Raw genomic sequence first — 25,535 nt, 5'->3', positions numbered from 1 at the left:
AGACGGGGTGCGACGGGGCTCGCTTACGGGCCGAGCGTCGACATTGCGGCGACCGGTCGCGACCGGGGCCCTTGACCTCAAGCCGGCTTGAAGCAGCAAAGTGCGATGCACGGTCAATCAATTAGAAGGGGAATCGACGATGGAAACCAGCCGGCCCAATGACGAACAATCCGCGCTGTGGAACGGCCCGTCGGGGCGTGCCTGGGTCGATACGCAGGCGTCGATCGACCGGATGTTCGAGCCGTTGGAGAGGTTGCTTGTAGAGGCGGCGGCTACGTCGTCCGCGCGCAGCGTGCTCGACGTCGGCTGCGGCACAGGCGGGGTCACGGTTGCAATCGCGCAGCGGCTCGGTGCGCACGCGCAATGCACGGGCATCGATATCTCGGCCCGGATGATCGACGCCGCGCAGGCGCGCGCCGAACGCAGCGGTGTTCACGCCAGCTTCGTGCGCGCGGATGTGCAGACGCACGCGTTCGCGCCCGCGAGCGTCGACCTGATCGTGTCGCGCCTTGGCGTGATGTTCTTCGACGATCCGGTCCGCGCCTTCGCGAATCTTCGGCATGCGGCACTGCCGAATGCGCAGATGCGGTTCGTCGCATGGCGCAGCGCGGCAGACAATCCGTTCATGACGATCGCCGAGCGGGCCGCGGCGCCATTGCTGCCGAACCTGCCCGCGCGGCGGCCCGGCGCGCCGGGACAGTTCGGGTTCGGCGAGCGGCAGCGGATCGCATCGGTGCTGGCGGACAGCGGCTGGGCGGACATTGCGATCGAGCCGGTCGATCTGGCGTGCGCGCTGCCCGCGCCTGCGCTGGACGACTACATCACCCGGCTGGGCCCGGTCGGGCTGGCGTTGCTGGAAGTGGACGAGGCAACGCGGCGGCGCGTGGTCGACACGATGCGTGCCGCGTTCGAGCCTTACGTCGACGGTGCGGATGTGCGCTTCGACGCAGCATGCTGGCTCGTGACGGCGCGTGCACCGTCCGCGTAACGCGTTGCGGTCAGGAAGCGGACCAGGGAAGGAGCGGCCGGTTCGCCCCGCGCGTTGCCGTTCGCGCGGAACGAAACCGGGCCGCGCGACGTTCGTGCGTCAGCGTCGCCGCGCGCGCAGCATCAGCCACGCGCAACCGCCGGCGACCAATGCGAGACCGAGCAGGACGGCCTCGACGCCGAGCGCAAACCCGGGCGGCATGTCCCCGGTGTCCGGCATCGGCGACAGGTTGATGCCCATCGCGATGGCGCCGCCGGCGAGCAGCGCCGCGCAGATGATCCAGTAGACCTTGCCGCGCGGCGCCGCGGCCCGGATCCGCCATAGCGCGATGCCGGCTCCACCGAGATAGAGCACGGCGAGCGTGCCGAGCGCGATGACGTCGGAGGCGCGGCTTTGGAGGAACCCGGTCATCGTGTGGCTCCGTCGCGCGTGGCAGGCCGCCACGGCGCAATCAACGCGGCACGCGGGTTCATTCGGCCTCCGTCGCATGCCCCGGCGCGCGGCTCAGCAGATGCGTGCGCTTGTCGGCCGCGAGCGACACGTAGCGTTCGTACTGGCGCAACACGTCGGCAATCACTTCGTCGCCGCGCAGGTATTCGACGTCGTAGCCAAGCCGCCCGTCCTCGAAGAACGTGACGATCCCGTACACGTGCGCCCGTGCCGCTTCCGGCTCGGCCGCCTCGCGTACGAGGAACGCGGCCGCGGATTTCACCGTCACGCGCACGCCGTACACGAAATCGCGGTGGTCGGCGGTCGGCACGGTGAGACGCACCGCATCGTCGCTATCGCGCTGCACGTTCGCATCGACGCCGCTCGCGCGCAACTCGTCGGCGACTTTGCGCAGCGCGGGCTCGACCGTTTCGGCAACGAACTGGCGTGCTTCCGCTTCGGTCGTCTGCCGCAGGATGTGCGTCAGGCGGTGGCGCCAGTGCTGGCCGGTCCAGAAGCTCGTCGCGGGCGCGACGTCCTGCGAATAGTGCACGCGGTCGGCCGCGAGCCCGCGCCATAGCCCGTAGCAGAGCGCGATCATGATGATCGCGACCGGCAGCGCGGCGATCAGCGTCATCGCCTGCAAGGCGCCGAGCCCGCCTGCGACGAGCAGCACCGCGGCCGTCACGCCGAGCAGCGCTGCCCAGAACAGCCGTTGCCAGACCGGCGAGTGCGCGTTGCCGCGCGTCGCGATCTGGTCGATCACGAACGCGCCCGAATCGGCGGACGTGACGAAGAACACCGCGATCAGCACGATCGCGGCGATCGACAGCACTTGCGACAGCGGCAGGAAATCGAAGAAGCGGAACAGCAGCGAATCGACGTTGGTGGCCGTCTGCGCGAGCGCGCCGGCCGCACCATGCGTATCGAGCCAGATCGCGCTGTTGCCGAACACGGTCATCCACACGAGGTTGAACGCGGTCGGCACGAGCAGCACGCCGATCACGAACTGGCGGATCGTGCGGCCGCGCGAGATGCGCGCAATGAACATGCCGACGAACGGCGACCACGATACCCACCACGCCCAGTAGAGGATCGTCCAGCCGCCGAACCAGCCTTCCTCGCGCGGCGATGCGTACGCGTACGTGCGGAACGACAGGTCGACGAGGCTCGACAGGTACTGGCCGATGTTGTCGCCGAGCGCGCGCAGCAGGAACGCCGTCGGGCCCGCGACAGCCACGAACGCGAGCAGCAGGAACGCGAGCAGCAGGTTCAGCTCGGACAGCCGCCGCACGCCTTTGTCGAGGCCGCTTGCGGCTGACAGCCCGGCGAGGATCACGACGAGCGCGACGAGCCCGATGCGAAACGCATTGCTGCCCGTATCCCAGCCGGCGACCGTATGCAGGCCGGCGCTGATCTGCATCACCCCGTAGCCGAGCGTCGTTGCGATGCCGGCGACTGTGCCGACCAGCGCGAACGCGTCGACCGTGTGACCGATCCAGCCGTTGATGCGCTCGCGCAGCACCGGATACAGCCCCGAGCGCAGCGTCAGCGGCAGGTTGTAGCGGAAGCCGAAGTACGCGAGCACGAGCCCCATCAGCCCGTAGATCGCCCACGCATGGAAGCCCCAGTGGAAGAAGGTCATCAGCATCGCCTCGCGCGCGGCGGCGGGCGTGCCGGGGTCGACGGTCGGCGGCTTCAGGAAGTGCTGCATCGGCTCGCCGACGCCGAAGTACATGAGGCCGATGCCCATGCCGGCGGCGAACAGCATCGCTGTCCACGACACGAAGCTGAATTCGGGTTCGGCATCGTCGGGGCCGAGCCGGATGTTGCCGAAGTCGCTCGCGGCGATCAGCACGAGAAACACGAGGAAGCCGGTGACGGCGAGCACGTAGAACCAGTCGAAGCGCGCGATGACCCATTGCTGGCCGGCGGAGAACAGCGCGCCGGCTTCGCTCGGGCGCAGTGCGCACACGACGAGCAGTGCGCCGATGACCGCGAGCGCGGGCAGCACGACCTGTGGCTTGAATGTCGTGCGGGACGAGGGGCGGGAATCTGGCATGGCTGGCATCCAGTTGTGGGCGCAACGAGGCGCGACGCCGCCCGGCGCGCGTGTCGCGCGTCGGACCCTGATACGGCGTGCGTCGAGTGTACCGCGGTGTCAGGACTGCAAGAAGGGGTATGCAGAAGGGATAAACCTGACGAATTGTAAGGTATCGGGAGGGATCGAGAAAACCCGCGCGGTTCGTGCGACGGGCGGGCGCGGCGCTGAAAACGCCGCGGCGGCCGCGTATCGGGTGACTAGGCAACACGCGTGGCATGCGCGAAATGCGTGTCGCCCGGGGCGGGGGTAGCGTGCCGAAGGCGCTGTCGAGATGGATCAGAAGATGACGGCGATCCCGGCCATGCCGACGAACTGGCCGTGCGTCGTCGAGGGCGTGAGCTGCTGCGAATCGCCAGCGATCGGCGCCGCGTCGATCACGTGGCCGGCCCCTTGCGCACCGAGCGTCTGCCCGCTCGATTGCGTGTACGCCTGCAGCGAATCCGGTCAACGCGAAATTGCATTCGAACGAACTTACTCGGGGTTTTCCCGATGAGCGAGGGCAGTCAACGCACGTGGCGAGGTGCGGCAATCACGTGCCAAAGGCCCGTGCGGCGGGGCTGTGCGAGCGTCAGGAGATCGCATGGCGCAGGAACGGGGTGTGACAACCCTGATGAAAATTTATTTCTTTTCATGACCCGGATTGTGTAAATTCATTTCCATCATTCTTTCAACAACCCTTCGCATGACGCCTCTCGTTCCGCACGATGCCAGTCAAGACGAACCCGCGATCGCCGAGCGGATCGCGTCGGCGATGCCGTTGATGACGCCGATCCATCGGCGCATGGGCGAGTTCGTGCTCGCGAATCCGTTCCGCGCGGCGACGATGCGCATCGACGAACTCGCGCAGGCCGTAAATGCGTCGATCGCGACCGCGAACCGCTTCGCGAAGGCGCTCGGTTTCGACGGCTATCCGGCGATGCGCGCGGCGCTCGTGCGCGGCTTCGAGGCGACGCTCGGGCCGGTCGAGCGGCTGCGTTCCGCGCAGGAGCAGGAGCCCGGTGTACGCGGCGCCGTATGGATCGACGCGGTATTCGACCAGGCCGTCGCGAACATCGAGAACACGCGCGCGCAACTGGACGCAGCCGATGTCGAGGCCGCGGTCGAGGCGATCGTCGGCGCGCGGCGCGTGCTGATCCTCGGCGCGGGGTCGAGCGCGTTTCTCACCGGGCTGATGGAGCACGGGCTGTCCGTCTGTCACGACAATGTGCAGTCGCTCGCGCTGCTCGGCGGCCCGTCGCACGCGGCGCGGCGCTTATATACGGCCGACTCGCGCGATCTCGTGATCGCGCTCGCGTTTCCGCGCTATGTGAAGGACACGATCGAACTCGCCCGTCGCGCAGCAGCGCGCGGTGCACGCGTACTGGGTATCTCCGACGGTCCGAAATCGCCGCTCGCGCCGATCGCGTCGCTGAACCTGTACGTCACGGCCGAACGGCGCTTCGCGGCTACGTCGGAAGCGGCCGTGCTCGCGATGATCGAGGCGTTGATCGACGCGGTCGCGCTGCGCACGCACCGGTCCGCGAAATCCGCCGCCGAGATGACCGAATTCCTGCTGCCGTGGCTCATGCAGCCGCAAGCGACGCAGCCTGCCGCCAATCCTTCTACTCACCGTCCGAAAAAAACATGACTTCACCCGCGATCGTGGCGATTCACGGCGGCGCAGGCACGATCCTGCGCGATGCGATGGATTCCGACACCGAACGTCAGTACCGTGCCGAACTGACCGCGATCCTGACGGCCGCGCAACAGGTGCTGGCCGACGGCGGCAGCGCGCTCGATGCCGTCACCGTCGCGGTGCGAATGCTCGAGGATTGCCCGCTGTTCAACGCCGGGCGCGGTGCCGTCTATACGGCCGAAGGCAAGCACGAACTCGACGCGGCGGTCATGGATGGCGCGACGCTCGGCGCCGGTGCGATCTGCTGCGCGACGCGCGTGCGCAATCCCGTGCTCGCCGCGCGGCGCGTGATGGAGGCGAGCGAACACGTGCTGTTCGCCGGTGCGGGCGCCGATGCGTTCGCGGCCGCGCAGGGGCTCGAACTCGCAGAGCCCGGCTATTTCGACACCGAAGCGCGGCACGCGCAGTGGATCAAGGCACGCGCGGCAGCCGGCGTGATGCTCGACCATGACGCGGCGTCGTTCGCGTTCGGCGCTTCACAATCGACGCCGCAGCCGGCCGAGCCGCTTGATCCGGACCGCAAGCACGGCACGGTCGGCGCAGTCGCGTGCGACCAGCATGGCCACATCGCGGCGGCGACGTCGACGGGCGGCATCACGAACAAGCAGCCGGGGCGTGTCGGCGATTCGCCGATCATCGGCGCAGGCTGCTATGCGGACGACGCAACCTGCGCGGTGTCGTCGACCGGCACGGGCGAGATGTTCATCCGGCTCGCGACCGCGCACGACGTTGCCGCGCAGATCGCGTACCGCGGCGCGTCGCTCGCCGATGCCGCGCACGACGTCGTGATGAACAAGCTGCCGCGCCTGGCGGGCCGCGGCGGGATCATCGCGGTCGACGCGCAGGGCAACGTCGCGATGCCGTTCAACACCGAAGGGATGTACCGCGGCTATGCGCGCGTCGGCGAAGCGCCGGTGGTCGGCATCTATCGCGACGACGATACGGCCTGATCCCGGACCGCACGAGGAGGAGACCCACGATGACTTCGAGCCGTAATCCGTCCGGCCTGGTGCTGCCCGAGCAGCGCGTGGTGGCCGTCGACGACCTGTCGGTCACGTTCCGGCGCGAAGGCGCGACGTTCGACGCGGTGCGCAACGTGTCGTTTCACGTCGATCGCGGCGAGACGCTCGCGATCGTCGGCGAATCGGGCTCGGGCAAGTCGGTCACGTCGCTCGCGCTGATGCGGCTCGTCGAGCACGGCGGCGGCGCGATCACGAACGGCCGGATCGCGTTCCGCCGGCGCGGCGGCGCGCTCGTCGATCTTGCGCAGGCAAGCGGTGCGACGATGCGCGGCATTCGCGGTGCGGACATCGCGATGATTTTCCAGGAACCGATGACGTCGCTGAACCCGGTGTTTACCGTCGGCGACCAGATCAGCGAGGCGATCGCGCTGCATCAGTCGAAGAGCGCGTCGGAAGCGCGTGCGGAGACGCTGCGGCTGCTCGAACTCGTGCGCATTCCGGAGGCGCGCCGCGTGTTCGCGCGCTATCCGCACCAGCTGTCGGGCGGGATGCGGCAACGCGTGATGATCGCGATGGCGCTGTCGTGCCGGCCCGCGCTGCTGATCGCCGACGAGCCGACGACCGCGCTCGACGTGACGATCCAGGCGCAGATCCTGCAACTGGTGCGCGGGCTGCAGGACGAAATGAACATGGGCGTGATTTTCATCACGCACGACATGGGCGTGGTGGCCGAAGTGGCCGATCGCGTGCTCGTGATGTATCGCGGCGAGAAGGTCGAGGAGGGCGAATCGGATCGCATCTTCGCGGCGCCCGCGCATCGCTACACGCGCGCGCTGCTCGCGGCCGTGCCGAAACTCGGCTCGATGCAGGGCACCGACGCGCCCGAGAAATTCCCGCTGCTGAAGGTGGAGGGCGCAAACACGGCAGCACCAGCGCCCGCATCGGCGGCGAATGACGATGTGCAGCCGCCTGTCGATCATGCTGCGCCGCCGATCCTGCGCGTGAGCGATCTCGTGACGCGCTTCCCGGTGAAGAGCGGCGTGTTCGGCCGCGTATCGCAATACGTGCATGCGGTCGAACGCGTGAGCTTTGAATTGCGCGCGGGCGAGACGCTCGCACTGGTCGGCGAATCGGGCTGCGGCAAGTCGACCACCGGCCGCTCGCTGCTGCGCCTCGTCGAATCGCAGAGCGGCTCGATCGAGTTCGACGGCCGCGACATCAGCGCAATGAAGGGGCATGACCTGCAGGCGCTGCGCCGGAACATCCAGTTCATCTTCCAGGATCCGTTCGCATCGCTGAACCCGCGCCTGACGGTGGGCTTCTCGATCATGGAGCCGCTGCTCGTGCACGGCGTCGCGAGCGGCCGCGAAGCACAGGCGCGCGTCGACTGGCTGCTCGACAAGGTCGGCCTGCCGCCCGAGGCCGCACGCCGCTATCCGCACGAATTCTCGGGCGGCCAGCGCCAGCGGATCGCGATCGCGCGCGCGCTCGCGCTGAACCCGAAGGTCGTGATCGCCGACGAATCGGTGTCGGCGCTCGACGTGTCGGTGCAGGCGCAGATCGTCAACCTGATGCTCGACCTGCAGCGCGAGCTCGGCGTCGCATATCTGTTCATCTCGCACGACATGGCCGTGGTCGAGCGCATCAGCCATCGCGTCGCGGTGATGTATCTCGGCCAGATCGTCGAGATCGGCCCGCGCCGCGCGGTGTTCGAGGCGCCGCAGCATCCCTACACGAAGAAGCTGATGAGCGCGGTGCCCGTGGCCGACCCCGCGCGCCGGCACGCACCGCGTCAGCTCGCGGCGGACGAAATCCCGAGCCCGATCCGCGCGGCCGGCGACGAGCCGCTCGTCGCGCCGCTCGTCGCGGTCGGCCCCGATCACTACGTCGCGACGCACCGCGTCGGCGGCGCGTACTGAAGAACTGCATCGCCCTGGCGATGCGCGAGCTTGCAGGAAGTCGAAACCGAAACGCCCGTGAGGCGTCACCGATTCACCGATAGGAGCCCAGCAAAATGACCAAGCAGCATCCGTTCCCGATGTTTCGTCCGCGCGCGTGTTTCGCCGCGCTTGCCGGCGCGCTCGCGCTGTCGGCCGCGGTGCCCGCGTTCGCGCAGCAGACCGCGGTGATGGCGGTGGATTCGACGTTCACGACGATGGACCCGTACGACGCAAACGACACGGTGTCGCAGGCCGTCGTCAAGTCGTTCTACCAGGGGCTGTTCGGCTTCGACAAGGACATGAAGCTCGTCAACGTGCTGGCGACCAGCTACGACGCAAGCCCGGATGCGAAGGTCTACACGATCAAGCTGCGCCAGGGCGTGAAGTTCCACGACGGCACCGATTTCAACGCAGCGGCCGTGAAGGCGAACTTCGACCGCGTGACCGATCCGGCGAACCACCTGAAGCGCTACAACATGTTCCGCGTGATCGAGAAGACCGAAGTGGTCGATCCGTACACGGTGAAGATCACGCTGCGCGAGCCGTTCTCGGCGCTGATCAACACGCTCGCGCACCCGTCGGCCGTGATGATCTCGCCGGCCGCGCTGAAGAAGTGGGGCCGCGACATTGCGCTGCACCCGGTCGGGACGGGCCCGTTCGAGTTCGTCGAATGGAAGCAGACCGACGACCTGAAGGTGAAGAAGTTCGCCGGCTACTGGAAGAAGGGCTATCCGAAGATCGACGCGATCGACTGGAAGCCGGTGGTCGACAACAACACGCGTGCGGCGCTGATCAAGACGGGCGAGGCCGATTTCGCGTTCCGCATCCCGTTCGAGCAGGCGAACGACCTGAAGGGCAACCCGAAGGTCGACGTCGTGGAGCGGCCGTCGATCGTGCAGCGCTACGTGTCGCTCAACATGCAGCAGAAGCCGTTCGACAACCCGAAGGTGCGCCAGGCGCTGAACTACGCGGTGAACAAGGAAGCGCTCGCGAAGGTCGCGTTCGCTGGCTTCGCGACGCCGTCCACCGGTGTCGTGCCGCAGGGTGTGGACTACGCGACGAAGCTGGGCCCGTGGCCGTACGACCCGGCGAAGGCGCGCGCGCTGCTGAAGGAGGCCGGTTATCCGAACGGCTTCGAGACGACGCTGTGGTCCGCCTATAACAACTCGACGTCGCAGAAGGCGATCCAGTTCGTGCAGCAGCAGCTCGCGCAGGTCGGCGTGAAGGTGCAGGTGCAGGCGCTGGAAGCCGGCGAGCGCGTCGCGAAGGTCGAGAGCGCGCCGGATCCGGCGAAGGCGCCGGTGCGGATGTACTACATCGGCTGGTCGTCGTCGACCGGCGAGGCGAACTGGGCGATCACGCCGCTGCTCGCCGGCGCGTCGGCGCCGCCGAAGCTCCTGAACACCGCGTACTACAAGAACGACACGGTCGACGGCGATCTCTCGAAGGCGCTGGAGACGGTCGACCGCGCGAAGAAGACCGAGCTCTACACCGATGCGCAGAAGCAGATCTGGACCGATGCGCCGTGGATCTTCCTCGTGCAGGAGAAGATCGTGTATGCGCGCAGCAAGCGGCTGCAGGGCGCGTACGTGATGCCGGACGGCTCGTTCAACTTCGACGAAATCTCGCTGAAATGACAGTGGTGATGACGGCGGTTCGCCCGCCACGCGGTGCCGGCGGCGCAAGCCGCCGGCACACTGATTCGATCGGTGCCCCATGCTGAATTTTCTCGTCAAACGCCTGTTCGGCCTGCTGCCCACGCTCGCGATCGTCGCGGTGCTGGTGTTCCTGTTCGTCCACCTGCTCCCGGGCGACCCGGCGCGGCTCGCGGCCGGGCCCGAAGCCGACGATGCGACGGTCGCGCTGGTGCGTACCGATCTCGGCCTCGACCAGCCGCTGCCCGCGCAGTTCGTGAACTTCTTCGTGAAGATCTCGCACGGCGATTTCGGCCTGTCGACGCGCAGCAAGCGGCCGGTATCGACCGAGATCGGCGAGCGCTTCATGCCGACGCTGATGCTGACGCTCGTCAGCATGGTGTGGGCGACGGCCTTCGGCATGGCGATCGGCATCGCGTCGGCGGTGTGGCGCAACCGCTGGCCGGACCGCCTCGGCATGACGATTGCGGTGTCGGGCATCTCGTTTCCCGCGTTCGCGCTCGGCATGCTGCTGATGGAAATTTTCTCGGTGAAGCTCGGCTGGCTGCCGGTCGTGCCGGACGGTTCGTGGCGGAGCTACGTGCTGCCGTCGCTGACGCTCGGCGCGGCGGTGGCGGCCGTGATGGCGCGCTTCACGCGCGCATCGTTCGTCGAGGTGCTGAACGAGGATTTCGTGCGCACCGCGCGCGCGAAAGGCGTGCACGAGCCGATGGTGGTGCTCAAGCACTGCCTGCGCAACGCAATGATCCCGGTCGTCACGATGATGGGGCTGCAGTTCGGCTTCCTGCTCGGCGGCTCGATCGTCGTCGAGGTCGTGTTCAACTGGCCGGGCCTCGGGCGCCTGCTTGTCGATGCCGTGACGATGCGCGACTACCCTGTGATCCAGGCGATCGTGTTGCTGTTTTCGCTCGAATTCATCCTGATCAACCTGACCGTCGACGTGTTGTACGCGGTCATCAACCCGACCATCCGGTTCAAGTGAGGCGCCCATGAACGCGACTGTCCAGCCCGCGGCGCCGGCCGCACCGACCGCGATCCGCACGCCGTGGCGCGAATTCTGGCGCAAGTTCCGCAAGCAGACCGTCGCGCTCGTCGCGGGCGGCTTCGTGCTGGCGCTCGTCGTGCTGGCGTTCGTCGGCCCGCACATCGTGCCGTTCGATCCGGAGAACTATTTCGACTACGACGCGCTGAACGCTGGGCCGTCGGCCGTGCACTGGTTCGGCGTCGATTCGCTCGGCCGCGACATCTTCAGCCGGATCATCACGGGCACGCGCATCTCGCTCGCGGCCGGCTTCTTCTCGGTCGCGCTCGGCGCGGTGATCGGCACGTTCTTCGGGCTGCTCGCCGGCTACTACGAAGGCTGGTGGGACCGCATCACGATGCGCGTGGCCGACGTGCTGTTCGCGTTCCCGGGCATCCTGCTCGCGATCGGCGTGGTCGCGATCCTCGGCAACGGGATGGTCAACGTGATCTGCGCGGTCGCGATCTTCAGCATCCCGGCGTTCGCACGGCTCGTGCGCGGCAACACGCTGATGCTCAAGCACATGACCTATGTCGAGGCCGCACGCAGCATCGGCGCGTCGGACTGGACGATCATCATGCGGCACATCCTGCCGGGCACCGTGTCGTCGGTCGTCGTCTACTTCACGATGCGGATCGGCACGTCGATCATCACGGCCGCGAGCCTGTCGTTCCTCGGGCTCGGTGCGCAGCCGCCGACACCGGAGTGGGGCGCGATGCTCAACGAGGCGCGCGCGGACATGGTGACGGCGCCGCACATCGCGATCTTCCCGAGCCTCGCGATCTTCCTGACCGTGCTCGCGTTCAACCTGCTCGGCGACGGGCTGCGCGACGCGCTCGATCCGAAGCTGGAGCGCCGTTGATGGGCAGCGCACCGATGTGGACGGCGACGCTGCCGGCCGGGCCGCGCGGCACGATCGCCGACGTGCCGGGCGTGACGGTCGGCCATTGCACGCTCGATGCCGGCAGCGTGCAGACGGGCGTGACCGTCGTGAAGCCGCATCAGGGCGACGTGTACCGTAGCAAGGTGCCGGCGGGCGCCGCCGTGATCAACGGCTTCGGCAAGAGTGTCGGGCTCGTGCAGGTCGACGAGCTCGGCACGCTCGATACGCCGATCGCGCTGACCAATACGTTCGGCGTCGGCGCGGTCGCCCAGGCGCAGATCCGCGCGGCGATCGCGGCCAATCCGCAGATCGGCCGCGACTGGTCGACCGTCAACCCGCTCGTATTCGAGTGCAACGACGGCTATCTGAACGATATCCAGGCGTTCGCGGTCACGGCCGCGCATTACGACGACGCATGCCGCGCGGCATCACGTGACGTCGCGCGCGGCGCGGTGGGGGCCGGGCGCGGGATGTCGTGCTTCGACCTGAAGGGCGGGATCGGTTCGGCATCGCGCATTGCCGTCGCGGCCGGCCGGCCCTATACGGTCGGTGCACTCGTGCTCGCGAATTTCGGCCGGCTGCCGATGCTGACGCTCGGCGGCGTGCCGCTCGGGCGCATCGTCGTGCAACGGCGTGCGGCCGAGGCCGCACACGCGGCGCCACCCGAACAGGGCTCGATCATCCTGTTGCTGGCCACCGATGCGCCGCTCGACGCGCGGCAACTGTCGCGGCTCGCGCGCCGCGCGGGCGCGGGGCTGGCCCGCACGGGCTCGGTCTACGGGCACGGCAGCGGCGACCTCGCGCTCGCATTCTCCACCGCATACACGATCGCGCACGACGCATCGACTGTCGCGCTGCCGGCCCTCGTCGCCGATGCGGCGCTCGATCCGCTGTTCATGGCCGCGGCCGAAAGCGTCGAGCACGCCATCGCCGATGCATTGCTGCAGGCCGTGACGGTGGCCGGGCGCGACGGCCACGTGCGGCAATCGCTGCGCGATGCGGTGCCCGATCTCGATCGCCTGTTCAACGAAGGCCCCGAAGGACTTCTTACCCAGTCATGAAAATCCTGATTTCGACCGACATCGAAGGCGTCGCCGGTGTGTTCGCCACCGAGCAGACGCGCGCCGGCAATCCGGAATACGAGCGCGCGCGGCGCTGGATGACCGCCGAGGCGAATGCGGCGATCGAAGGCGCGTTCATGGGCGGCGCGCAGGCCGTGTGGGTCAACGATTCGCACGGCGGGTTCCGCAACCTGCTGCCCGACGGGCTCGATGCGCGTGCGCGTGTCGTGCTCGGCAAGCCGCGCACGCTCGGGATGATGGCGGGCCTCGAACAGCAGCCCGACCTCGTGTTCATGGTCGGCTATCACGCGAAATCGCAGACGCGCGGCATCCTCGCGCACACGATCAACGGCTTCGCGTTCACGCAGGTGTGGCTGAACGGCGTCGAGCTCGGCGAAGCCGGGCTGTACGGCGCGCTGGCACGTGAATATGGCGCGCACGTCGCGCTGGCCACGGGCGACGACGTGTTCGCGGAGGAAACGCAGCCGCTGTTTCCGGATGCGCATTTCGAGACGGTCAAGACGGCCGGCGGCGCATCGAGCGGCGATACGCTCACGCCCGCCGCGTCGTGTGCACGGATCGCCTCCGCTGCACGCGAAGCGGTCGCGCGGGCACTGTCGGCAGGTGTGCGCGCGGGCGCCCATCGGCCCGTGCCGGCCGCTTGCACGCTGCGCGTGCAGACGGCGGCGCTGGCCGACCTGTTCTGCGTGCTGCCGTCGCTGGAGCGCGTCGATGCGGTCACGCTGCGCTTCGACGAGCCTTCGGTCGAGCATGTGGTGCGCACGTTGAACAGCCTGTCCGCGATGTCGTTCATGCTGCGGTGATGTGTGCCGCAGCGATGTCGCAGGCGTGCGACCGGTCAATGCGCGGCGGCAGGGCTCGCTGCCACGGCAAGCAGGAACGTTTCCATTGCCGCGACCAGCGCGAGCGGCGTCTCGTTCATCGGATAGTGGCCCGCATTGCGCAACACGTCGACGGTGGCGAGCGGATAGCGCCGCAGGTAAGTGCTGGCCATCAACGCTGCGTCGAACGCCGGATCGTGCTCGCCGATCAGCACTTTCACCGGATGGATGCCGGCGATCTCGTCGCCGAAATCCGTATCGGCCCACGCGCGGAAGTACGCGCCGAACGCCGTCGGCGACGAACGGGCTGCCGAATACGCGGCTTTCCATGCGACCCAGGCGGCGGGCAGCCGGCCACCGGTGCTGCGATCGATGATGGTCCGGCGATCGGCGACGTGGTCGGCGGCGCGCTCGAATAACGCGCGTTTCTCTGCGTCGAACGGCAGGCCGCCGCAAGGCACGGGCGTGACCGGCACGAGCGCGCGCACCCGGTCGGGCTTCATGGCGGCGACTTTCTCGGCCGCCATCGCGCCCATCGAGTGGCCGACGACGCTGAAGGTCGCGAAACCGAGCGTATCGGCAAGCGCGAGCGCGTCGTCGGCGATCTCGTCGATCGTGTAGTCGCCCGCTGCGTCGCGCATGCGGCCGTAACCTCGGTAATCCATGAATACATAGCTGAAATGCTCACGCGACAGCCACGCTTCGACGGGTTCGAACGCGTGGGCGTCGCCGAACCAGCCGGGCAGTACAAGAACAGGGTGGGGGCCGTCCCCCACGCGATGAAACGTATTCGGCATGTCCGCTCCGATGCAGTGGTAATCCGGCCGATCAGGCCGACGGGTCTTGCGGCCGTGAGGTCACGCAAGGGTGGAGCGGATCGTAATTCGCGCGAAGGAGACCCGCCTTCGATATCGGGTCATTGATGATGGAATTCGGGCCGTGAGAAATACGCTGCTAGATCCCTACGAACACATTCCGCGACGCGTGGTCGTGACCGCGAACGACTACGCGGCGGGCACGACGTTTCCGGAGCACGCGCACGGGCGCGGGCAATTCGCGTTCGCGTCGCGCGGCACGATCAGCGTGTCGACGCCGCACGGGCGCTGGCTGGTGCCGCCGCAGCGCGCGTGCTGGGTGCCGGCCGGCGTGCGGCATGAAATGACGATGACCGGGCCGGTCACGATGCTCAACACGTTCGTGTCCGGCGACGCCGCGCTCGAGGCGGGCCTGCCCGAGCAGTGCGGCGTCTATGGCGTATCGGCGCTGCTGCGGCAACTGATCGACGACGCGATCGACCTGCCGGCCCTGTACGACATGGACGGGCGCGCGGGCAAGCTGATGGCGCTGCTGGTCGCGGAAATCGCGACGATGCCGCGCCTGTCGCTGCATGCGCCGCTGCCGGCCGATGCAAGGCTCGCGAAGGTGTGCCGGCACCTGCTCGCGTCGCCGTCGATCGCGGCCGATCTCGACCAGGTGGCCGCTGACGCCGGCGTGAGCCGGCGCACGTTCACGCGGCAGTTTCGCGCGCAGACGGGCGTGAGTTTTGCCGCATGGCGCCAGCAGGTGTGCATGCTCGCGGCGATCGCCCGCCTGAGCAACGGGCAACCGGTCACGCGCGTCGCGCTCGATCTCGGGTACGCGAGCGCTAGCGCGTTCACGTCGGCGTTTCGCCGCATTCTGGGCGATACGCCGAGCCGCTATCTGGAGATTCGGCGCTGACTGGAACGAATCCGCGCGCGCCACGCCGGTGCGCCGGTTACCGTCAAAAAAATACGCGCCTGCCAAGTTCGGTCAGACGCGTTTAAAGGCACTCGGTCAGAAAAAAATGCGCGCACAGCCTGCCCGGCGGTGTCGCGCATTACATGCGTAATTATTGCCGATGCTGATTTAATCCCGTTGGTGCGTTGCGGATAACGAAGGATACGCCGCATAACGCGCAAACGATATCCTGTCCGACCCACGATTGATGTGCAGTCGCAGCATGCGTTTCAATCGCGCGTTCGATACAGGGGCCGGAAGCGGCTGATATCGGATGTCTGTACCCGTGGCCCGGCGCGATGCGCCGCAGCATCGAATGATGGCGACTGACCACGAAAAACGCCGCTTGGCGCGATGCCTGTCGGTATCGCGCCAAGCGGCGATGCGGTAGCGGGCGAAGCCGGCGTGTGCCGGCACGCGCGTCACACGTCGAAGAACACCGTTTCGTCCGGCCCCTGCATGCGGATGTCGAAGCGGTAGACGACCGGGCGGCCCGGTTGCGCGTCGCGTTTCGCGACGAGCGTCGCGCGGCGCTCGGCCGGCACCGCGTTCAGCACCGGGTCGGCTGCGTTCGCGGCCGCTTCGTCGTCGAAATACACGCGCGTGAACGCATGGGTGAGGATCCCGCGCATCATCACGGTCACGTTGATGTGCGGCGCTTCACCGGCGGCGATGCGGCCGGGCTTCACCGTCTCGACGACGAAGCGCTGCTGCGCATCGGTGCCGGTGCCGACCCGCGCGAAGCCCGTGAAGCCGGATTTCGCGATGTCGTCGCGCGACGCGGGAAAGCGGCCCGCGCCGTCCACCTGCGTGAATTCGAGCACCGCGTCGCCGACGACGTTGCCGTCGCCGTCGAACACCTGGCCGACCAGCAGCACGTGCTCGCCTTCGGCGTGTGCCGCGGCGATCGTCGGCGTGAACAGGCTCTTCAGGTCGTAGTCGTACTGCTGCGGGCACAGGCCGTACGCGAAGTACGGGCCGACCGTCTGCGAAGGGGTTTGCTTCAGCGTCGTCATGGTTCAGCGCTCCATCGGGGTAGCGTCGCGGCCGCGCAGCACGATGTCGAATTCGTAGCCGAGCGCATAGCCTTCTTCGGTGATGTCCATCGAGAAGCGCGAGATCAGGCGATCGCGCGCGGCCTCGGGCGTGCCCTGGAAGATCGGGTCGTATGCGAGCAGCGGGTCGCCGGGGAAGTACATCTGCGTGACGAGACGCGAGCCGAAGTAATCGCCGAACAGCGAGAAGTGGATGTGATTCGGGCGCCACGCGTTCGGATGGTTGCCCCACGGATACGCGCCGGGCTTGATCGTCAGGAAGCGGTAGCGGCCTTCGTCGTCGGTCAGGCAGCGGCCCGCGCCGAGGAAGTTCGGGTCGAGCGGCGCGTCGTGCTGGTCGACCTTGTGCACGTAACGGCCGGCCGCGTTCGCCTGCCACACTTCGACGAGCGTGTTGCGCACGGGCTTGCCGACTTCGTCGAGCACGCGGCCCGTGACGACCATGCGCTCGCCGAGCGGCTCGCCGTTCTTCACGGCATTCTTCGTCAGGTCATGGTCGAGCGCACCGAGATCTTCCGCGCCGTAGACGGGCGCGTACTGGTCGCGCAGCTTCTCCTTCAGCGGGATGAGCGGGCGGGTCGGGCCGCGCTTCACGGACGAACGGTACTCGGGGTGGACATAGGCCGGATGCGACGGCCAGTCGCGCGGCGTGAGGATCGTGGGGGAATCCATCGGGCGTCTCCTGATAGGTATTTCGCGTAGGGGATGGCAGGACTTTAGCCAATCCGGAAAGTTATGCAAAATGACCTTTTTTCGCGAATCGCATAACCGTTCATTATGTTCGACGCACCAATGAAAATTCCGCCGGACAGGATGCCTGTCCGGCGGAAAAAGCGATCGGGCTTCGCGTCGTCGGTGACGACCCCGTGCACGGCCCTCCAGCCAGCCCGTCGCTGCTTTTTGTGTTTTCGTTCTTGTTGTTATCCGGTCCCCCTGAGCGCGCCCGTTATGACTGACGGCCGGGATCGAACACGATCCCGTCGAATTCGAGTGACAGCGTGCCGCTGCGCAGCAGCGCGGCCGGCGTCGCGTCCCGGTCGGCACCGAGCACGCCGCTCACGTAGTCCGCGCAGAACCCGCGCCGCGTCCGCAGGTTGAAGCGGTTGCCGAGCAGCGCGTCGATCCGCTGTTCCGCCGTTGCATGCACCCGGCGCTGCGCATCGGCGGTCGGTGCGGCGACGCGGCGCGCCAGTGCGATGCGCCCGGCATCGGTGCGGGAGACGAAGCGCGACAGCGGCGTGAGCTTCGTCCACGCAAACGCGGATTCGGCGATCAAGGGCTCGTCGCCCGACGTATCGACGACGATGCCGAAGCGATTGGCCCACGCGCCCGTCGTGCCTGCCGCGTCGCGCGGTGCACTGGCCGGCACGCGGATGAACACGAGATCCCCGACGTGCGCACTGGCGGCCAGCGTGCGGATCGTGGCGAGCGGCATCGTGCGATCCGTGTCGCGTGCATCGCGCGGGGCGGTGTGGTGCGATTCGTAGGCGGCGATTTCGGTTCGGGTGGTCATTTCAGCTCCGTCGTTCAGTGACAGCACGGAGCGGATTATGCAGACAAGTATCCGAAAGTGTTCATCTGAGTGCGCAGGTAGCCTAATATCTGACCTTGAGCATCATTTTTCGATACCAATATGACCGAAACCGCCCAACTCATCGAAATGCTGAAGCGCCAGTTGAAGGCGCAGGGCATGACCTACCGCGACGTCGCGCGGGCGCTCGACGTCTCCGAGACGAGCGTGAAGCGGCTGTTCGCCAGCGGCCGCTTTACGCTGGAGCGTGTCGTGGAGATCGCGCAGCTCCTCGGCTTTACGCTGGCCGAGCTCGTGCAGGAGGCTTCCGCGTCGGCGCCGAGGCTGCGCGTGCTGACCGAGCAGCAGGAGGCGCTGCTCGTGTCGGACGACAAACTGCTGCTCGTTGCTGTCTGCGCAATCAACTACTGGACCGTGCAGGACATCGTGTCGGCCTATCAGGTGACGCAGGCCGAGTGCGTGAAATACCTGCTGATGCTCGACCGGATGAACGTCGTCGCGCTGTTGCCGGGCGACCGGATTCGCGTGCGTGTCGCGCGCGATTTCGACTGGCTGCCCGGCGGGCCGATTCGCCGTTATTTCCATGCGCACGCGCTCGGCGATTTTCTCGACAGCCGCTTCGACGGGGAGGGCGAGACGATGACGTTCTCGCAGGGGATGCTGACGGCGGCCGCCTCCGCGGAGCTCGAGCTGGAATTGCGCCGGCTGCGCAGCAAGGCGGCCGCGCTGCATGCGGAATCGTCGTCTGCCCCGCTCGCACAGAAGCACGGGACGAGCTTGCTGATCGCGAAGCGCATGTGGGAGCCGGCCGGTTTCCAGGCACTGCGGCGTCGCGCGTGACACATCGTCGAATGCTTGGGGCTATCCGGAAAGTTATGCAAAATGGCATTTCATCGTCAATCGCATAACCACCCGTTATGAATAACCGTATCGCCGACGGCCGCGTCAAGTTCCGGCACCTGCAGTGCTTTCTCGCGGTCGCGCAGCTGGGCGGCGTGCAGAAGGCGGCAGAAAGCCTGTCGATCACGCAGCCGGCCGTCTCGAAGACGATCGCCGAACTGGAGGCGATCCTCGGCGTGAAGCTGTTCGAGCGCGGCCGGCAGGGCGCGCAGCCGACCCGCGAGGCGCAACTGTTCATGCCGCACGCCAATGCTTGCGTGCTGGCGCTGCGGCAGGGTGTCGGGCTGCTTGCGCGTGAGGGCGGCGCCGCCGCGGCGACACTGGAAATCGGCATGCTGCCGACCGTCGCGGCATCGCTCGCGCCCGCGTTGATGAAGGCGCTCGCCGAGCGCTGGCCGCGCATCGTCGTGCGGATCGCGACGGCCGCGAACGCGGATCTGCTCGAGCGCCTGAAGTCCGGCGCGATCGAGTGCGCAATCGGGCGGCTGTCGGAGCCGGAGCGGATGATCGGGCTCGCGTTCGAGCAGTTGTACAACGAGCCGCTCGTCGCCGTCGTGCGTGCCGGGCATCCGCTGCTTTCAAGCGCGGCGCCGGCCGCCGAGCTCGCGCGCTATCCGGTCGTGCTGCCGCCGTTCGGCACGCTGATCCGCCAGTCGGCCGAGCAGTTGCTCGGCGCCTGCGGCGTGCCGCCGCTGGATTCGTTCATCGAGGTGCTGTCGGTATCGGTCGCGCGGGCGCTGGCGCTCGAGAACGATGCGGTCTGGTTCGTGCCGCTTTATGCGGCCGAATACGACCTGTCGGCCGGGGCGCTGGCACGCCTGCCGCTGCCGTCGGCAGGTACCGACGAGCCGGTCGGGCTCGTGCTGCGCACCGATGCGCAGCCGTCGCCGGTCGCGCGGACGCTGATCGATGCGGTGCGCGATATCGCGCGATCGCGGTTCGGCGACACGCGCGCACGCGAGACGTCACGCGCGGCGCGCAAGCCGGCTCGTCGCGACAATTGATCCGGCGGATCGCGCGGCAAGCGCGGCCCGACCCATCCCCGGCTGCCGGATTGGCCATCCGGCCAGTAGCGGCCCCAGGGGTGCTTGGCATATCGTATCTTTTTTGGTACGATGGGTGTCAAGACGATGACGAGACAGCAGATCCAGGTCACGCTCGGCGTGCGGTTCTTCCAGACGGCCCGTGGCAACGAGCCGGTGCGCGAATGGCTGAAGTCGCTTGGGCAAGCGGAGCGAAGGGTGATCGGCGAGGAGATCAAGACCGTTCAACTCGGTTGGCCGCTCGGCATGCCGCTGGTCCGGAAGATGGCACAGGATCTGTGGGAGATCCGCGTGATGTTGCCGGGGCGGAGCGCCCGTGTGCTGTTTACGGTCGTCGGCGGCACCATGGTCCTGCTGCACGGTTTCTTCGAGCAGTCGCGGGCCACGCCGTCGGACGATCTCGATGTCACCGTCGCGCGTCTCAAAGCGTTGATGCGTGCCATCTGAATTTCCCGGTTGCGCCGGAACGCACCGTCCTCAACGGTCAGGCAGCCGGCAACGCCATGCAATGGAGTACCTCATGACGACCACGAACAATCCGCATATCGGCAGCGATTTCGATACCTTCCTCGAAGAGGACGGCAATCTCGAAGCGGCCACCGCCACCGCGATCAAGCGCGTGATCGCCTGGCAGATCGGGCAGGAAATGAAGGCGCAGCACATCACGAAAACCGCGATGGCCGCGCGGATGAAAACCAGCCGCGCCGCGCTCAACCGTCTGCTCGACGAAACCGACACGAGCCTTACGCTGGCGACGCTCGCAAGCGCTGCCGCCGCGCTCGGCAAACGGCTCAGCTTCGAGCTGGTGCCCGCCTGACGAGCATGAAGCATCGGTGTACGGCCGAGTCCGCGGCCCGGCGCGTGATGCGCACGGCGCCGTGGCCGGCTGCCCGGCCAGCGGTTCGGCCATGATTCGACGGCGTGTCGCCGCGAGCGCGCGAGTGTCGGCCCGCGCGCACATGCCGGGTCACTGACCTGGAGCGCGGGCGCCCGCGCGGAAAGTCGTTCGATGCTACCCGAAGGCACGTGGCAGCGCGGCCCGACGATCAGTAGTCCGTGCGGTGCCGCGGGTCAGCCGATGTCAGTAGCGGCGTGCGAGCCGCAGGCGTGCATCCTCGCGCGCGGCGGGCGACAGTTCGAGTGCGTAGTGGAACGCCCCCGCAACCAGCGATGCGACGGGCACGCCGTCACGGAACAGCACGCGATTTCCAGCCAGCGCCGGCACCTTGTCGCCGGGCAGCAGCGTGCCGGCAAGATTCAGCGGATCGGCGCCCGTCACGCAAACGTACTGTCCGTCGCCCGGTTGTCGCCGCAGTTCGCGCAGGATCGGGATCGCTTCGGGCAGCGCGAACTGTTCGCCCGCGAGCCCGGCGACGAAGCGTCCGCCGCGAATCTCGCCGCGCGCTTCGAGGCGCTGCAGCACGCGCACGAGTTCGCGCCAGTTCGGCAGCCAGTCGGCTTCGCGTTCGAGCAGGCGCCAGAACACGACGCCATAGCGGCGCAGCAGCGTCCACGCGATGTGTTCGAGCGCGTCGGGGGAGGCCGAGGCCTGGCCGCGTTTCGGCGCCGGCGCATCGTCCGGCGGCGCGTGGCGTTGTACGAGCGCCCAGCGGCCCGCGTCGTCCATTCCGCCGATCAGCGCACCGCCGCGCCGCGTGCGTGGCGCATAGGTCGCGCTGCGCTTGACGACAGGCTTCAGCAGTGCGCGCAGGCCCGCGTAGCTGTCCGCATTCACGAGGCCGGCCGACACGAGTTCGCCGAGCGCCTGTTCGAGTTCGACGGGCAGCATGTGCAGGTCGTCGAGCAGCGCATCGAAGAACATCGCGCCGTGCGCGGCGAGGGCGTCACGCACCTGGGTGGCCCGCGCAGACAGCGCCGGTTGCGCGTCGGGATCGCGTAGCGCCTGCCAGGCGGAGAGGTGGCGGCGCGGCAGCAGCACGATCGGCGTCGTCTTCACGGGCGTGCCGGCCGCGCGCGCCGGCGCGCCGATGCGCGTCCACACGAGCTTGCCGGAGCGGCACAGCTCGTCGAGCCCGCCCGCCGTGTAGTCGGTGAGCCGCGCGGGCAGCAACGCGTCTTCCCATGCGCTCGCTGCGGCCTCATACCCTTCGAGCTGTTCGAGCACGGCCGCGAGTGCATCGCGGCCCGTGCCGCGCGTGTCGGGTGTCAGGTGTTGCCAGTGGAACAGGAAGCGCATGAAGTCGGCGCGCTCCACCGGCTCGATTTCGCGGCGCAGCCGCTTCACCGTATAGCGATGAATGCGCGCAAGCAGATGGCGTTCGCACCATTCGTCCGTCGTCGTGCCCGGCGTGAACCGGCCGCGCATCACGTAGCCTTCTCGCTCCAGCGCCGCGAGTGCGGTCGCGATCGACGCAGGTGGCAGGCCGAGCGGTGTCGCGATCGCGTCGACCGCAAGCGGGCCGAAGCCGGTGAGCCGCGCACGGATCACGTCGACGAGTGCGGCATCCGCTTCCCACGGCTGCGCGCAGGCAGCCGGCACCTTGAGCGTCGGTGCGATGCGCGCGTCGGGATGCAGCGCACGCACGCACACGAGCCGTTCGACCGGCACCCACAGTGCGGCGCCGCCGGGCGTAACGAGCTTCGTCGCACGGCTGCGTTCGGCAAGTTCCGCAAGCCGGTCGGGCCAGCCTTCGTGCACGCGTGCTTCACTGTCGGCGATGCACGCGAGCGTGAGCAGCGCGTCGTGCATTTCGTCGGCGTCGCGCACGAGCGGCCATGCTTCGTCGCGCACCGCATCGATCGCGTCGGCGTCGAGCGCGCCGAGATCGTCGGCGGATTCAGGATCGCTCCAGCGGCGCGACTGCACGGCCTGCGTGCGGCGCTCTTCCAGCGGTGCGTCGTCGAGGAACGCGTAGGGTTTTGCGTTCAGGATCTCGGCCGCGAGCGGCGACGGTGCAGGCAGGTCGCGCGCGACGAGCTCGATCGCGCCGCTTTCGATCCGCCGCAGCAGCGCCAGCCAGCCATCGGTGTCCATCGCATCGTGCAGGCAGTCGTCGAGCGTCTGGTCGACGAGCGGGTGATGCGGTATCTCGCGTTCGCCGACGATGTTCTCGAGGCACGCGACCTGATCGGGAAACACGGTCGCGAGCAGGTCCTCGCTCTTCATCCGCTGCAGTTGCGGCGCGGTGCGCTTGCCGCCGGTGAAGCGCGGCAGCGCGAGCGCGGTCGTCGCGTTCCAGCGCCAGCGCACGCCGAACATCGGCGCGTCGAGCAGTGCCTGGACCAGCACGTGCTCGGCGCTGGCCGAACGCAGGTAGCGCCACACTTCATCGAGCGCGAAGCTGTGCGCGAGCGACAGCGACAGGATGATCGCGTCGTCGGTCGCGGCCGCCTGCAGTTCGAAGTTGAAACTGCGGCAGAAGCGCTTGCGCAGCGCGAGCCCCCATGCGCGGTTGATGCGGCTGCCGAACGGCGAATGGATCACGAGCTGCGTGCCGCCCGATTCGTCGAAGAAACGCTCCATCACGAGCGTATCCTGCGTCGGCAGCGCGCCGAGCGCGGCACGGGTGCGGGCGAGGTAGTCGGCGATCTGGCGGGCGGCGTCGGGCGACAAGCGAAGATCGTCGACGAGCCAGCGCAATGCCGGCGCGAGGCGGCTCTCGGCGGCGGCGACAACGGTGTCGTGCCGCGAGTCGATCGAGGCATCGGGATCGTCTTTGATCCCGGCCTTTGATTTCGCCTTCGCGCCCGCTTTGGCGCCGGTCCGGGGCATGGCCTTCTCGCCGGTCCCGTTGCCGATGCGTTCACGGTCCTTGCCGTGCGCCTGCCGGTCACCGTCCGCGAACAGCGCGTCGAGCCGCGCCCGCAGCCGGCCGACCGCCGCAGACAGCTCGTCGCTGCGCCCCGGCGCCTCGCCGAACCAGAACGGAATGTTCGGCAACTGGCCCTGCGCGTCCTCGACACGCACGCGGCCGGTTTCAACGCGAATGATCCGGTACGACTGGTTGCCGAGTTGGAACACGTCGCCCGCGAGGCTCTCGATCGCGAAATCCTCGTTGACCGTGCCGACCTGGATGCCCTGCGGTTCCAGCAGCACCGCGTAGTCGGCCATGTCGGGGATCGTGCCGCCCGACGTGGTTGCGGTCATCATCGCGTTGCGGCGCCCGCGCACGGTGCCGCCGACCACGTCGCGATGCAGGTACGCGCCGCGCACGCCGCGGCGGCTCGTGAAGCCTTCGGCGAGCATCTTCATCACTTCGTCGAAGCGCTCGCGCGTCAGCCGCGCGTACGGCGCCGCGCGCGTGAAGCTCGCATACAGCGCATCCTCCTGCCATTCCGTGCACGCCACTTCGGCGACGATCTGCTGCGCGAGCACGTCGAGCGGCGCTTCGGGAATCCGCAACGCGTCGAGCTCGCCGCGTTGCACGCAATCGAGCAGCGCCGCGCATTCGACGAGTTCGTCGCGCGACAGCGGGAAGAGGCGCCCCTTGGGCACGCCGCCGACCTGGTGCCCGGAGCGGCCGACGCGCTGCAGGAACGGCGCGATCCCGCGCGGCGAGCCGATCTGGCAGACGAGATCGACATCGCCGATATCGATGCCGAGTTCGAGCGATGCGGTGGCGACGAGCAGCTTCAGTTCGCCGCGCTTCAGGCGCTGTTCGGCGTCGAAGCGGTGCTCTTTCGCGAGACTGCCGTGATGCGCGGCGATCGCTTCCTTGCCGAGCCGGTCGGCGAGATGGCGCGCCATGCGCTCGGCGGTGCGCCGCGTGTTGACGAACACCAGCGTCGTGCGATGCGCGGCCGCGAGCCCGGCGATGCGGTCGTACACCTGCTCCCACACGTCGGTTGCCATCACGGGTTCGAGCGGCACGTTCGGCAGTTCGAGTGCGAGATCGCGCTCGCGTGTATGGCCCGTGTCGACGATCGTGCAATCGCGCGGCGCGCCTGCCGGGCCGCCGACGAGGAAGCGCGCGACCGCGTCGATCGGCTTTTGCGTGGCCGACAGCCCGATACGCGGCAGCGCATGGCCGGCCAGCGCGTCGAGACGTTCGAGCGACAACGCGAGATGGCTGCCGCGCTTGGACGACGCGAGTGCATGGATCTCGTCGACGATGACCGAGCGCACGTTCGACAGCATCTGCCGCCCCGACGTGGACGACAGCAGCACGTACAGCGATTCGGGTGTCGTGACGAGAATGTGCGGCGCGCGCTTGCGCAGCGCGGCGCGCTCGGCCTGCGTCGTGTCGCCGGTGCGCACGGCGGTGCGGATCGCCGGCACCGGCAGGCCGAGTTGCGCGAGCGATTCGGCGATGCCGGCAAGCGGCGCGTCGAGGTTCACGTGGATGTCGTTCGACAGCGCCTTCAGCGGCGACACGTACACGACGAGCGTCGCGTCGGGTAGCGTGCCGTCGTGCGCCAGCGCATCGCGCACCAGATCGTCGAGCGCGCACAGGAACGCGGTGAGCGTCTTGCCGGAGCCGGTGGGCGCGGCGACCAGCGTCGAGCGGCCGGCCTTGATGTGCGGCCACGCGAGCGCCTGCGCGCCGGTGGGCGCGGCGAACGTGCGCCGGAACCACGCGGCGACGGCCGGGTGGAACACGTCGAGCGCACGGGAGGCTGGGCGGGTAGCGGTGACGTCCATCGGAGCGTTGAAATGGGGTGCAAGCGCGCGGCAGGAGCGCGTACGAATCGAATCGTCAGTGTGCCAGACGTCACGCGTGCGTGCCG

21 protein-coding genes and 1 pseudogene are annotated in these 25,535 nt (G+C 68.1%); 14 read left to right on the top strand and 8 right to left on the bottom strand.

Annotation, left to right across the window (positions count from 1 at the left end; all coding sequences use genetic code 11):
- The first annotated feature begins 139 nt into the window (after positions 1 to 139).
- A complete protein-coding gene (locus ACPTTF_RS26215) occupies positions 140 to 988 on the top strand; it encodes a class I SAM-dependent methyltransferase (protein ID WP_423368812.1) in 849 nt (282 codons plus the stop codon).
- Positions 989 to 1,087: 99 nt separating this feature from the next.
- Here ACPTTF_RS26215 and ACPTTF_RS26210 read toward each other — a convergent pair whose 3' ends face one another.
- The 3 genes and pseudogenes from ACPTTF_RS26210 to ACPTTF_RS26200 all read right to left on the bottom strand — a co-directional run.
- The gene (locus ACPTTF_RS26210) at positions 1,088 to 1,399 is read right to left on the bottom strand and encodes a hypothetical protein (RefSeq protein WP_166953204.1); all 312 of its coding nucleotides are present in this window, start codon (positions 1,397 to 1,399) and stop codon (positions 1,088 to 1,090) included.
- Positions 1,400 to 1,457: 58 nt separating this feature from the next.
- On the bottom strand, positions 1,458 to 3,479 hold the full coding sequence (locus tag ACPTTF_RS26205) for a BCCT family transporter (protein WP_423368811.1): 2,022 nt from the start codon (positions 3,477 to 3,479) through the stop codon (positions 1,458 to 1,460).
- 318 nt (positions 3,480 to 3,797) lie between these two features.
- Positions 3,798 to 3,959, bottom strand: a pseudogene (locus ACPTTF_RS26200) (porin); the annotation flags it as partial.
- Positions 3,960 to 4,203: 244 nt separating this feature from the next.
- Between ACPTTF_RS26200 and ACPTTF_RS26195 the strand changes: the two are divergent.
- From ACPTTF_RS26195 to ACPTTF_RS26160, 8 genes are all read left to right on the top strand, one after another.
- Positions 4,204 to 5,148, top strand: a complete 945-nt coding sequence (locus tag ACPTTF_RS26195) for a MurR/RpiR family transcriptional regulator (protein WP_423368810.1) — start codon at positions 4,204 to 4,206, stop codon at positions 5,146 to 5,148.
- Complete coding sequence (locus ACPTTF_RS26190) at positions 5,145 to 6,146, top strand: isoaspartyl peptidase/L-asparaginase family protein (RefSeq protein ID WP_423368809.1); 1,002 nt, start codon at positions 5,145 to 5,147, stop codon at positions 6,144 to 6,146. Before ACPTTF_RS26195 ends, ACPTTF_RS26190 begins: the two co-directional genes overlap by 4 nt.
- A 29-nt stretch (positions 6,147 to 6,175) precedes the next feature.
- Positions 6,176 to 8,077, top strand: coding sequence for a dipeptide ABC transporter ATP-binding protein (locus tag ACPTTF_RS26185; RefSeq protein ID WP_166953195.1), 1,902 nt, complete (start codon positions 6,176 to 6,178; stop codon positions 8,075 to 8,077).
- Between the two features lie 95 nt (positions 8,078 to 8,172).
- On the top strand, positions 8,173 to 9,735 hold the full coding sequence (gsiB, locus tag ACPTTF_RS26180; protein ID WP_423368808.1) for a glutathione ABC transporter substrate-binding protein GsiB: 1,563 nt from the start codon (positions 8,173 to 8,175) through the stop codon (positions 9,733 to 9,735).
- 79 nt (positions 9,736 to 9,814) lie between these two features.
- Positions 9,815 to 10,735 (top strand): glutathione ABC transporter permease GsiC, encoded by a 921-nt coding sequence (gsiC, locus tag ACPTTF_RS26175; RefSeq protein WP_166953191.1) that lies wholly within the window; start codon positions 9,815 to 9,817, stop codon positions 10,733 to 10,735.
- Positions 10,736 to 10,742: 7 nt separating this feature from the next.
- Entirely contained in the window at positions 10,743 to 11,636 is an 894-nt protein-coding gene (gene gsiD / locus ACPTTF_RS26170) for a glutathione ABC transporter permease GsiD (protein ID WP_166953189.1), read from the top strand.
- Positions 11,636 to 12,718, top strand: coding sequence for a P1 family peptidase (locus ACPTTF_RS26165; protein WP_423368807.1), 1,083 nt, complete (start codon positions 11,636 to 11,638; stop codon positions 12,716 to 12,718). Before gsiD ends, ACPTTF_RS26165 begins: the two co-directional genes overlap by 1 nt.
- Complete coding sequence (locus ACPTTF_RS26160; protein WP_423368806.1) at positions 12,715 to 13,542, top strand: M55 family metallopeptidase; 828 nt, start codon at positions 12,715 to 12,717, stop codon at positions 13,540 to 13,542. The genes ACPTTF_RS26165 and ACPTTF_RS26160 overlap by 4 nt, the downstream gene beginning before the upstream one ends.
- Before the next feature lie 35 nt (positions 13,543 to 13,577).
- Here the strand turns inward: ACPTTF_RS26160 and ACPTTF_RS26155 are convergent, their stop codons facing one another.
- The gene (locus ACPTTF_RS26155; protein WP_423368805.1) at positions 13,578 to 14,357 is read right to left on the bottom strand and encodes an alpha/beta fold hydrolase; all 780 of its coding nucleotides are present in this window, start codon (positions 14,355 to 14,357) and stop codon (positions 13,578 to 13,580) included.
- 142 nt (positions 14,358 to 14,499) lie between these two features.
- Between ACPTTF_RS26155 and ACPTTF_RS26150 the strand changes: the two genes are divergently transcribed.
- Complete coding sequence (locus tag ACPTTF_RS26150; RefSeq protein ID WP_423368804.1) at positions 14,500 to 15,279, top strand: AraC family transcriptional regulator; 780 nt, start codon at positions 14,500 to 14,502, stop codon at positions 15,277 to 15,279.
- A gap of 461 nt (positions 15,280 to 15,740) precedes the next feature.
- Here the strand turns inward: ACPTTF_RS26150 and pcaG are convergent, their stop codons facing one another.
- From pcaG to ACPTTF_RS26135, 3 genes are all read right to left on the bottom strand, one after another.
- Positions 15,741 to 16,334 (bottom strand): protocatechuate 3,4-dioxygenase subunit alpha, encoded by a 594-nt coding sequence (pcaG, locus tag ACPTTF_RS26145; protein WP_423368803.1) that lies wholly within the window; start codon positions 16,332 to 16,334, stop codon positions 15,741 to 15,743.
- Positions 16,335 to 16,337: 3 nt separating this feature from the next.
- A complete protein-coding gene (pcaH, locus tag ACPTTF_RS26140; RefSeq protein ID WP_423368802.1) occupies positions 16,338 to 17,045 on the bottom strand; it encodes a protocatechuate 3,4-dioxygenase subunit beta in 708 nt (235 codons plus the stop codon).
- A gap of 274 nt (positions 17,046 to 17,319) precedes the next feature.
- Positions 17,320 to 17,886 (bottom strand): YiiX/YebB-like N1pC/P60 family cysteine hydrolase, encoded by a 567-nt coding sequence (locus ACPTTF_RS26135; protein ID WP_423368801.1) that lies wholly within the window; start codon positions 17,884 to 17,886, stop codon positions 17,320 to 17,322.
- Between the two features lie 120 nt (positions 17,887 to 18,006).
- Between ACPTTF_RS26135 and ACPTTF_RS26130 the strand changes: the two genes are divergently transcribed.
- The 4 genes from ACPTTF_RS26130 to ACPTTF_RS26115 all read left to right on the top strand — a co-directional run bounded on the left by ACPTTF_RS26130 (position 18,007) and on the right by ACPTTF_RS26115 (position 20,664).
- Entirely contained in the window at positions 18,007 to 18,744 is a 738-nt protein-coding gene (locus ACPTTF_RS26130; protein ID WP_166953175.1) for a helix-turn-helix domain-containing protein, read from the top strand.
- Positions 18,745 to 18,821: 77 nt separating this feature from the next.
- Positions 18,822 to 19,808, top strand: coding sequence for a pca operon transcription factor PcaQ (gene pcaQ / locus ACPTTF_RS26125; RefSeq protein WP_423368800.1), 987 nt, complete (start codon positions 18,822 to 18,824; stop codon positions 19,806 to 19,808).
- A gap of 126 nt (positions 19,809 to 19,934) precedes the next feature.
- Positions 19,935 to 20,294, top strand: coding sequence for a type II toxin-antitoxin system RelE/ParE family toxin (locus tag ACPTTF_RS26120; RefSeq protein ID WP_423368799.1), 360 nt, complete (start codon positions 19,935 to 19,937; stop codon positions 20,292 to 20,294).
- A 73-nt stretch (positions 20,295 to 20,367) separates the two neighbouring features.
- Entirely contained in the window at positions 20,368 to 20,664 is a 297-nt protein-coding gene (locus ACPTTF_RS26115; RefSeq protein WP_011355454.1) for an XRE family transcriptional regulator, read from the top strand.
- Between the two features lie 264 nt (positions 20,665 to 20,928).
- Here ACPTTF_RS26115 and ACPTTF_RS26110 read toward each other — a convergent pair whose 3' ends face one another.
- Positions 20,929 to 25,449 carry a DEAD/DEAH box helicase gene (locus tag ACPTTF_RS26110; RefSeq protein WP_423368798.1) on the bottom strand — a complete coding sequence of 1,507 codons (4,521 nt, stop codon included), beginning with the start codon at positions 25,447 to 25,449 and terminating at the stop codon, positions 20,929 to 20,931.
- Positions 25,450 to 25,535 lie beyond the last annotated feature (86 nt).

Origin of the sequence: Burkholderia crassaminum, assembly GCF_964265005.1 — a bacterium.
Lineage (GTDB): Bacteria > Pseudomonadota > Gammaproteobacteria > Burkholderiales > Burkholderiaceae > Burkholderia.
This window is presented reverse-complemented; position numbering and strand designations above follow the sequence as displayed.